Annotated in this window: 9 protein-coding genes and 1 tRNA gene; 4 read left to right on the top strand and 6 right to left on the bottom strand. The window is 47.1% G+C overall.

Annotated features, from left to right (window positions below; all coding sequences use genetic code 11):
• Nucleotides 1–64 precede the first annotated feature (64 nt).
• A complete protein-coding gene (locus A5295_RS04660) occupies nucleotides 65–1,333 on the bottom strand; it encodes a cell wall metabolism sensor histidine kinase WalK (protein ID WP_004110632.1) in 1,269 nt (422 codons plus the stop codon).
• A 189-nt stretch (nucleotides 1,334–1,522) separates the two neighbouring features.
• Here A5295_RS04660 and phoU point away from each other — a divergent pair, with 189 nt between their 5' ends.
• Entirely contained in the window at nucleotides 1,523–2,203 is a 681-nt protein-coding gene (gene phoU, locus A5295_RS04665) for a phosphate signaling complex protein PhoU (RefSeq protein WP_064621910.1), read from the top strand.
• Nucleotides 2,204–2,358: 155 nt separating this feature from the next.
• Here the strand turns inward: phoU and A5295_RS04670 are convergent, their stop codons facing one another.
• Both A5295_RS04670 and lysS read right to left on the bottom strand, forming a co-directional pair.
• Nucleotides 2,359–3,099 (bottom strand): phosphoglyceromutase, encoded by a 741-nt coding sequence (locus A5295_RS04670; protein ID WP_004112459.1) that lies wholly within the window; start codon nucleotides 3,097–3,099, stop codon nucleotides 2,359–2,361.
• A gap of 155 nt (nucleotides 3,100–3,254) precedes the next feature.
• Nucleotides 3,255–4,952: a lysine--tRNA ligase gene (gene lysS / locus A5295_RS04675; RefSeq protein ID WP_004110641.1), complete on the bottom strand. Its 1,698-nt coding sequence runs from the start codon at nucleotides 4,950–4,952 to the stop codon at nucleotides 3,255–3,257.
• 236 nt (nucleotides 4,953–5,188) lie between these two features.
• Between lysS and A5295_RS04680 the strand changes: the two genes are divergently transcribed.
• The 3 genes from A5295_RS04680 (at nucleotide 5,189) to A5295_RS04690 (ending at nucleotide 8,161) form a co-directional block, all read left to right on the top strand.
• A tRNA-Pro gene (locus A5295_RS04680) sits at nucleotides 5,189–5,262 on the top strand.
• Between the two features lie 221 nt (nucleotides 5,263–5,483).
• On the top strand, nucleotides 5,484–7,496 hold the full coding sequence (locus tag A5295_RS04685; RefSeq protein ID WP_064621912.1) for a DUF4037 domain-containing protein: 2,013 nt from the start codon (nucleotides 5,484–5,486) through the stop codon (nucleotides 7,494–7,496).
• Nucleotides 7,493–8,161, top strand: coding sequence for a DUF4125 family protein (locus A5295_RS04690; RefSeq protein ID WP_318257192.1), 669 nt, complete (start codon nucleotides 7,493–7,495; stop codon nucleotides 8,159–8,161). The genes A5295_RS04685 and A5295_RS04690 overlap by 4 nt, the downstream gene beginning before the upstream one ends.
• Here the strand turns inward: A5295_RS04690 and A5295_RS04695 are convergent.
• The 3 genes from A5295_RS04695 to sufU form a co-directional block, all read right to left on the bottom strand.
• Complete coding sequence (locus A5295_RS04695) at nucleotides 8,158–8,802, bottom strand: alpha/beta hydrolase (RefSeq protein ID WP_180963749.1); 645 nt, start codon at nucleotides 8,800–8,802, stop codon at nucleotides 8,158–8,160. The two genes, A5295_RS04690 and A5295_RS04695, sit on opposite strands and share 4 nt — an antisense overlap.
• Nucleotides 8,803–8,873: 71 nt before the next feature.
• Nucleotides 8,874–9,347, bottom strand: coding sequence for a metal-sulfur cluster assembly factor (locus tag A5295_RS04700; protein WP_004110664.1), 474 nt, complete (start codon nucleotides 9,345–9,347; stop codon nucleotides 8,874–8,876).
• Nucleotides 9,348–9,379: 32 nt separating this feature from the next.
• Entirely contained in the window at nucleotides 9,380–10,087 is a 708-nt protein-coding gene (gene sufU, locus A5295_RS04705; RefSeq protein WP_064621919.1) for a Fe-S cluster assembly sulfur transfer protein SufU, read from the bottom strand.
• Nucleotides 10,088–10,263 lie beyond the last annotated feature (176 nt).

The following is a 10,263-nucleotide window of genomic DNA, read 5'->3' on the forward strand; positions in this document are numbered from 1 at the left end:
TTTGCTAACTTGCTGATTTGCTAACTTGCTGATTTGCTAACTTGCTAACTTGCTAACTTGCTGCTTATTTATTTGCAATTGGTAGCGCAAAACTTACGGTAGTACCCTGCCCCGGCATACTCCAAAGCGTAATATTTCCGTGGTGCGTAAGTGCCACATGCTTAGCAATTGCAAGCCCTAAACCTACACCATCCTGGCTTTGACTATTTTGATTATTCGCACGATAGAATCGTTCAAAAATTCGCGACTGATCTTGCAAATCAATGCCAACTCCGCGATCTACAACACGAATCACAGCGTATTGACCATCTGTTGAAAGTGACGCAGATAGCGAAACTGTAGAATTTTTTGGAGAATACGTAATTGCATTCTCAACTAATTTCCGCACTGCAGCTTGAATTTGCGAAATTTCACCGCGCACGCATAAGTGCGAATCGACTTTTGACACGACGCGTACGCAACAATCCTTAGCAAACGCAGCAACTTGATTTTGCACATACGACAAAACATCATTCAAAGAAAATACTTGCGCAGAATCTAAATCAATAGGATTTTGAGCGCGAACCAGCCACAACAAATCTTCGAGCATGTGCTCAAGTTTCTTGGAAGATTTACCGGCAATTTGCGCAATATCTTTAATTTTTTGCGCAGATACCTGTTCGTTTTGCAAAACTTTCGTAAGCTGAGTTAAGTTGCGAGTAGATCGCATTAACTGCTCAGAAACGTTGGAAATAAAGTCGTCGCGAGTTTGCGCAAAACGGTGAGCTGCACTCGTATCCTCAATAATTACAACTACAATACCGCCTCCAATGCTTCCAGCCGTAACAGTAAGCCAATTAGGGCGCGAAACAGTGGTTGACTCTTGAGGATTTGCAGTTATTGACACATAACGCTCAGGGGTCGAAGTGACCAAAGAGAAGCGATCGAATCCGCCAGAAGCGCGTACGGAATTAACAGCTTGAAGAACGCGAGACTGACATAGCGAATCATCGCTAACAACACCTAGCAAATAAGCTTCAGAACTTGCGCGAATTACGTCATTGTTGGCATCAATTACAACAGTTGGCATGTCGAGCATTGCCAAAACTTGGGACGCGTCGTCGCTGATGTCGTCGCTTGCGTTGTCGCTGATGTCGTCGGTTATGTCGTCGCTTTCGTCATACTTTGCGCCATACCTTGCGCCACGAATATAATTAAACGCTCGCTTAAAAAGACGCAAAACTGTAGAAAACCAATCCGACATCAACACACACAACGAAAGCACAACGCACAACGCAAGCACGCCGAAAGCAACAAATACAACGATCACAACCGCAGAAGAACCTTGAGGCATACTCCTATAATCTCATATTTTGCGCGCTTTTGTAACTATGCAACTAAAAAGCGGCAGAAACTTTACACGGCTGTAAAGTTTCGGTCGCTTCGTTACCAGCGTCGTCTATAATTACATAGGATGCCTGACTTATAGCGACGTGCAAACTAGGCGTTCAAATAAACTCACAGCACTGAGAAAGGACGCACCATGCGAGTAATTTTCAACGAAGAAATGAAGGCAATTGCTTCAAACATCGAGCGCATGGCAGAACTTGTAGCAAAAGCTATGAACGATGCTGGAAGCGCGCTTTTAAACGCGGATTTGGAAGCTGCTCAAACTGTTATCGATAAAGACGCAGACTTAGACGCTTTAGAAGCAAGCACTATTGACCAATGCTTGACTTTGCTTGCTCGCCAAAACCCTGTGGCAACGGACTTGCGCGAAGTTGTAGCTACAATGCGATTAGCTGCAACGTTTGAACGCATGGGAGATTTAACAAGTCATATCGCTCAAATTACTAGACGAACCTGGCCTGAATCTGCTATTGCGCAAGAAGGACGCGAAACTATTGTTGCAATGGTTGATTTCTTGCACGAACTGTCAGGCCGCTTAACGACCATGGTTGCAAATCGCGATGTGCAAATGGCGGAAACTATTATTGCTGGCGACGATGCGCTCGACAAATTGCACGAGAAGATTTTTGAGCTGGTAGAAGGCGAAAATTGGAAGGGTACATGCAGGCAGTTAATTGATGTCGTTCTGCTTAGCCGCTTTATTGAGCGAATTGGAGACCATTGCGTTGCCGTCGCAAGGCAAATTGTGTTTATTGTTTCCGGATTCGATCCGTCCAAGAAGCCGGAGCCAGATAAAGACACGGTTGTAGCGTAAAGCGGTTACAGCGAAACGCGCTACGCACTTTCAAGTTACTCAAAGTGCGCACGAAAATAAAACGTGAATAAAAAAGTAGGTCTGCAAATTAATTGCAAACCTACTTTTATTGTAAAAGCTAACTTAAGCAAACCAAATCCAGCTTAATCAGAGTCTCACTTCTGACCCTGAGCAGCCACAGCAGCAGCGCCGGCAGCAGCAGCTTCTGGATCCAAATACTCACCGCGAGGCTTGATTGGCTTGAAGTTCTCATCCAACTCGTAAAGCAGAGGAATAGCGGTTGGAATGTTCACCTTGGAAATCTCTTCCTCGCTCAAGTTATCGAGCATCTTAACGATTGCGCGCAAGCTGTTGCCGTGAGCAGCAATCATTACAGTCTTGCCGGACTTAAGCTCTGGAATAATATCCGACTCCCAATAAGGAGTTACGCGAGTCACAACGTTTGCCAAAGCTTCAGTTTCTGGAACTGGATCGCCTGCGTAACGAGGATCATTCGTCTGAGAATACTCATCGTTTGGATCAATCTCAGGAGGTGGAGTTGCGTAAGAACGACGCCAAATCATGAACTTCTCATCGCCATATTCCTGACGAATCTCAGACTTGTTCTTACCTTGCAAAGCACCATAATGACGCTCGTTTAAACGCCAGCTGCGACGAACTGGAATCCACAAGCGGTCGGCTGCATCAAGCGCGTAATTCGCGGTATTGATAGCGCGGCGAAGCAAAGAAGTGAACACGATGTCTGGAAGAACGTTCTTCTCTTTAAGAAGCTCGCCACCATGCTTAGCTTCCTCAACACCCTGCTCAGTCAGCGGTACATCAACCCAACCAGTGAACTGATTGGTCTTATTCCATGCGCTCTGACCATGTCGGAGCAATACTAATTTGTATGTCATAGTTACCTAGTCTATTCGTTTCGTACGACTACTTACAAAAAGTAAACAAACACGAAAAATTTAATCAAAAAAGTCGCCGAACACTAAAATAGCATTCAACGACTTTTAAGATTAATTCAACTGATTATAACTAATACAACTAGCGATAATCACAACTAGCGAAGAGGCTTCACGAGTGGGAACGTAATTGTCTCGCGAATAGTTGCGCCAGTAAGAGCGATCAGCAAGCGATCAATACCCATTCCCATGCCGCCAGCAGGAGGCATACCGACGCCGAGAGCCTCAATGAAGTCCTCGTCAATATCCATTGCCTCAACATCGCCAGCCAAAGCATCCTTAGCTTGAGCAACAAAGCGCTCGCGCTGCACAACAGGATCGTTAAGCTCGGAGTAGCCGGTTGCAAGCTCAAAGCCACGCACGTACAAATCCCACTTTTCGACCATTCCAGGCTTCGTACGATGACCTTTAACAAGCGGGCTCGTCTCAACTGGGAAGTCGCGCACAAACGTTGGCGCGTAAAGCTTATCCTCGTAGAAGTGCTCCCACAAGTGCTCAACCAATTTGCCGTGATTCTCCACTTCGTCGCGCTCAACACCAAGCTTGTCTGCAATCGCACCCAAATGCTCAACGGAAGTTTCCGGCGTAATCTCCTCGCCCAAAGCCTCGGAAAGCGAGCCGTACATGGTAATCTGCTTCCACTCGCCGCCAAAATCGTACTCTTCGCCATTAAGCAAAGTCACCTTAGTGGAACCGAAAGCATCGACAGCAGCCTTCTGAATCAGCTCCTTGGTAAGAGCAGCAATCGTATCGTAAGTGCCGTAAGCTTGGTAAGCCTCAAGCATTGTAAACTCTGGAGCGTGAGTTGCATCCACGCCTTCGTTGCGGAAATCGCGGTTGATTTCGAACACGCGCTCAATGCCACCAACCAAGCAACGCTTCAAGAAAAGCTCAGGCGCAATGCGCAAATAAAGATCAATGTCGAAAGCGTTCATGTGAGTTGTAAATGGACGAGCAGCAGCACCGCCATGAACCGTTTGCAACATTGGAGTTTCGACTTCCAAGAAGTCATGACTGTCGAAAGTGCGGCGAAGCGAAGCCACAGCGCGCGAACGCCTGCGAACCATATCGCGAATCTTCTCGTCCGCAATCATGCCAATATAAGGCTTGCGCGTACGAGTGTCGTCGCTTAATTCCTTATGCAAAGCCGGAAGCGGCTGCAAAGCCTTAGCCGCAATCGCCCACTCGGTTGCAAATACAGAAAGCTCGCCAGTCTTAGAAGAAATCACGCGACCACGAACGTACAAGTGGTCACCCAAATCCACCATCTGCTTAAAACTTTTAATGGACTCCTCACCAATTTCCTTCTTGGAAACCATCGCCTGAATCGTAGTACCGTCACCGGCAGAAAGCTTAACAAAGCACAAGCCGCCAGCGTTACGCAAGAAAAGCACGCGACCTGCAATACCAACCTCGGTATCGGTTTCTTCGCCAGCTTCAAGCTTGCCATCGAAATCAGCACGCACCTTTTCGATTGTGTCAGTAACGTTAAGATGCACAGGATAAGGCTGCACACCCTCCTTAAGCATCATTGCGCGCTTAGCAACGCGCATCTGTACCTGCTCAGGATGAGCTTGTGGCCCAAATTCTTTATTGCTTGGGTCGATTGCTTCATCCAAGGTTGCGCCTTCGTTTACGCGCTTGGCGATTGCCTCGTCTTGAGCGAGTAACATTTCGGCATGTTCAACAGTGTCAATTTCATTGACGGTATCTGTTGCTTCGTTTTCTGCTGCATTTTTAGCGGCAGATTCTGCGGCACTTTGCGCGGCAGACATTGCAGTATTGGTGTCAGTCATAAACGCTAATTGTAGCCAGTAGGTAATACAGGTTTTATACGCGACTTGCAGTGATAATTTGCGATATGTTTACAAAGAAATTCCGCAGCCTGTAGCAATATGCTTACGCGGGACTTACTTTGCGTGACTTGCTTTGCGCGACTTGCACACGCTTTACAATAATTTGTATTAGCCAACCTGTAACATTACGGACGTTGTTGGAACTTTTATGCGCATATGCTTGCTAGTTTCAGCATCGGGCTGTAGCGCAGTTTGGTAGCGCGCTTCGTTCGGGACGAAGAGGCCGCGGGTTCAAATCCCGCCAGCCCGACTTTTGATTTCTAGAATCACCCTCCACCCACGCACACGCAATTCCGACATTTCCTATACGCGGCTGTAAAATTTCTGCCGAATTAAGGCGCGTAGGCGATATTTCCTTTACACGTGCGTAAAGTTTCTGCCGCAATTTGGCGTGAAAGCGGCAGTTTCTTTACATGGCTGTAAAATTGAAGTCGATTGATTGTGAACAAGCGCAATAGCAAGGGGGCTTTGATGGAGGACGCTGCGCAATTTTATAACGAGCTTGACGAAATGTTCGCGAATCACGCGAGCGCAGACGCGATTGAAACGTATCTTTTGCGAAAACTTACCGAAGCCAATCCCCTGCAACTGTCTATTCTCAACGAACTCATGGGCTTTTACCGTTCGCGCGGAGAGCACACAAAAAATCAGCCAATCATCAATCGCGCTCTAAATCTTGCAAACAAAATGCAGCTAGCTGGCACGGAAGCTGGCACAACTACGCTAATTAACGCCGCCACAAGCCTTCGCGCGGCAGGCAGCTACGATCGCGCCGAAAAAATTTACACTCAAGCTCTTAACGAATCCACCGAAACGCTCGGCACTAAAAACCGCAAGCTTGCCGCGCTTCACAACAATCTTTCGATGCTTTACAGCGAAACCGGTCGCACGCATGATGCAATTGAGGAGCTTAATCAGGCGCTTGAAATTTTGCAAAATACGAGCACGGATCCTGAGTGCGACATCGATATTGCCGCCACGCACACGAATCTTGCGCTTTCGATGCTGCAGGAGTGTACGAAGGAGCATACGAAGGAGTGCTCGCATCCCAACACCAGCACAAACAGCAAATCCGCAACTCTTGAATCCGCTTTTGAACACGCTTCGACCAGCGTTCGCATGTATATTGCGGGGAATAACGAAAATCAGCCGCACTACGCTTCTGCATTGGCAGGCTTTGCGCAAGTACAGTGCGCGCGCGGAGAGTACGCTCAGGCTGAGGAAAGTTACAGTAAGGCACTTGATTTGATTGCGAGATGCTACGGAAAAGATAGCGAATCTTACGCGATTACGGCAGAAAATTTGCGACAAACGCGCAAGTTGGCAGAAAAAGTTACGAAAATATCCGAAAAAGTATCTGCAAAATTATCTACAAAAATTCAAGAATCATCAAGCCAACAAACAGAAAGCCAACAAACAGAAAACCAACACACAGCAAACAATAACATAAAAACCGGCATGCAATTAGCGCAATCATACTGGCAAACTTACGGAAAGCCGTTACTTGATCAGCCAAAATTCGCGAGGTACAAAAATCGCATTGCAGCAGGATTAGTTGGTCACGGTTCGGAATGCTACGGTTTTGACGACGAAATTTCGCGCGACCACGATTTTGGTCCCGGATTCTGCTTGTGGCTTACTGACGAAGATTACGCGGAAATTGGCGCGGATTTGCAAAACGCTTACAACGCACTTCCGCAAAAATACGCCGGTTTTGAATCTCGCAACGAAACGCAGCGCGCCAAATCATGCGAAAGCAGCAAGCGCGTCGGAATATTTCGCATAAGCGAATTTTTCGAAAATATAACCGGCTTCCCCACTGCCCCGGCCGCAAACGAGCCGCACTTATGGCTCTCATTAAGCGAGTCAACGCTTGCAGCAGCGACGAACGGAAAAATTTTCGCAGATCCTCTTGGCGAGTTCTCAAAAGCGCGCCAAAGCTTCAAACTCATGCCGAACGACGTGCGAATCTCACTAATCTCGCGCAGACTTGGCATGATTTCGCAAGCCGGCCAATACAATTTCCCACGCATGATTGCGCGCAAAGACGCATCCGCAGCATGGCTTTCTATCAACGAATTCGTGCGCGCAACTGCTTCCCTCGTTTTTCTGCTCAACAATCCTGTAACCGCAGGCTACTTGCCTTACTACAAGTGGCAGTTTGCGGCATTGCGCAAGCTCAGCAATCGCATGGCATCTAGGCTTCCGGAAGTATGCAGCAAACTTGAGTCGGTAATGCGACTTTCTTCCGCTGCTTGTTTTGGCGGCGACGGTTCCGGCGGCGACGGTTTTGGCGAAGGCGGCAAAGGAGCGGGAATTGCGCAAAAGCAAGTTACGCAAATAATTGACAGCATTTGCGAAGATATTGTGCGAGAATTGCAATATCAAGGCTTAAGCGATTGCGACGAAACTTTTTTGGAATGGCAGCGGCCGTACGTTGAAGCGCATATTAATTCGCGCGCTGCGTGCTTAAGGAGCTTATGATGTGCGATTCATCAGTAAATACGAAAGCGCAAAAGCTTGCGAAAGCAGAAAATCTTGCGGAAGAAATCACTAAACTCGAGTGGGATCAGTTTCAGCTTACAGAAAACGAAGGCGGACGCGCGAATTGCCAAGGAAACTGGCCAACTTTTCGCATTATGCGCATGAGTCAGTTTTTGGCGTGGCCGCTGGATTTGCAGGAGTCTTATAAGCAGGATCTTGAGCGCGCAAACAGCAACGGCGGCAATTTGATTACGGAAAAGTATGCGCGAATGATGGAGTCGACTGCGCCGGAAATTTTTGAGCGCACGATTAAGCCTTATATTAAGCCAATTTTGGAGCCTAGAAAAAGCGCGCAGGAGCAGATTATTTTAACTCAAGTTGAGTGGGCTGCGGATTTTCGCGAGCACTACCCGCATTTGGGTTTTGCGATGCGCGTGCTTAAAACTAGCGAAGATACGGCAGAGAATACGTCTTTTGAAACGTATTTGCGAGGCGAATTAAACACGTATTCTGACGCAACTTTCGCTAAATACCAGCGTTTTGTACATAACTTGCGCGCGGAAAACCTAAATCTTACACAAACGATAATCGCGAATACCGTGCACATGTATGGCTACGATTCGCTCGAAGCGGCCGAGCGCGCGCAGATTAGAAATGCAGCTTAAGAATAAAGCAGCGACGCTGCAGAAGCTGCGCGAGAGTCACTTTCAAGAAAAAGCGCGGAAGCAGCGGAAAGACCGGTTTGTTGCAAAAACGTGCGGTAAAGCATTACGTCAGGTTTGCGCAAATGCGTTTCGTAAGATGCACAAACGCCGTTAAGCTCGCTGAGTATTGGGCAAGTTTTGCGCGCGCAGTTTACCCAATCGCAAGAAGCGTTACCAAGTGCCCACACGCGCACGCCGCTCGCAATCAACTCGCGCGCCGCGGCAGAAGCATCCGCGAGCTCGCCTGCAAAACCGCGCTCGAAACGCTCAAAATACAAGCGATATAGCCACGTAACTGCCGGTCCGTGATGCTCATCAAACGAATCCAGCGCTTGCTTGCTGCTCCACCCAGCCTCGCGCAATGACTCGTGAAACTCAAATCCCCACTCAGGCTCGAAACTAAAAAGCACTTCCCCAATAAAATCCGGATAATCTGCATCCAGAGTGCGGCGCGCATCCCAATCCACAAGCAATTGCAAGTCGAAAACAACGTCAGTTATTCTGCGCAAAGCATACTCGCGGATACTATTTTCGCGCACATCACTTATTTCGCGAATATCACAGATACCGCTTGCACTAACTGCCTTTATTTCAGCGCCCATAATTCCCACTTGTGCAATACGTTGCTCTCAAAACAAAACAGCAAAACAGAAACAACACACAAACCAAATACTCACACAGTTGGCGGAATACCAGCACTCATTGACGCATCGCCAACTACGCCAGAACCGTACATTCCTGCAGCAAAATTCGCTTGCAAACTGTTGAGATTGTAGCCAAGCGCCTCAAGCTGCGCGCGACCGTCCTCATTAATGTTTTCAACGCTCCAACGCGGCTTCCACGTCCAATCAATACGAAACTCTTCCACCAAGCCTGCGAGCGCATTCGCACACTCATCCTCAATCAATTCAGTTAACGGACATGCAGGCGTAGTAAGCGTCATAGTAATAATTGCGCGCCCAAGCTCATCAATTTCAATACCATAAACCAAGCCTAAATCAACCACGTCAATGCCAAGCTCAGGATCCACAACATCGTGTAAAGCGTCTAAAATATCATCTTCTGTAACTCGGCCAATGTCATTCGCGCTTAAATTCGCAGGATGCGTTTCATACATCACCTCAGATGCCGATTGATTTTCTGCCATAATATTCCTTGCTTTTACGTTACATAAAGATTTTATAGTTCTTTCATAGCCTTTGCAATGCTGTCTTTTAAGCCTTCCCACGCCAAAAGCGCGCACTTAATTCGCATTGGGTAGCGCGATACGCCTTGCAAAACCATTGCATCTTCCAGCGCATCTTCGTCCTCTTCGCTTTGCAAACCTTCTCCGCGAGATTCCATAAGTTTGTGGAAAAGCGCGTCTAATTGTAAGGCTTCGTCAACTGATTTTCCTTCGACTAGATCAACCATCATTGAAAGGCTTGCTTGCGAAATTGAGCAGCCGTGACCGTCCCACTTAATACTTGACACTATTGGTGTTTCGTCATTATTTGCGCTGCGTGAAAGCTCCACGCGCATGGTAACTTCGTCGCCGCAAGTTGGATTGAATTGGTGCGATTGACCTAAAGCAGAGTTTTCGTCAGATGTAACAGCGCAACTTTCGTGAGTATTATTTAGGGTGATTTCGGCAGATTTTGTATTTTCAGCAGATTCTTTATTTTCGGAAGATTCTGTATTTTCTGCAGATTCGGCAGATTCAGCAGATTCTTGAAATTCTTCCTGCAATTCCGCTTGTGCGAGCGCATCCGTGCTTTCAAAATGAGTTTTGCCATGCGGATTTCGCGCAGCATCCAAAATCACTTCTTGATACATGCTTTCCAAGCCGTCACCAGCCGCATCACCTGCACCAAAACCAGCATCTGCACCAAAACTCATATCAAACATACGCACTCCTTACCTACTTCCTAACTCGCTAACTCTCCAACTCGCTCGCTAACAATATTTAATCACTTATTTTTTAATAAACGATTCATCGTTAGAAAACTCAACAACTTTTTCAATAACATATCAACTTCATCAAGTTTATGCTTTATATTGTCAAATTCAATTATTTCAAATAT

Origin of the sequence: Gardnerella sp. 26-12, assembly GCF_001660745.1 — a bacterium.
Lineage (GTDB): Bacteria > Actinomycetota > Actinomycetes > Actinomycetales > Bifidobacteriaceae > Bifidobacterium > Bifidobacterium swidsinskii.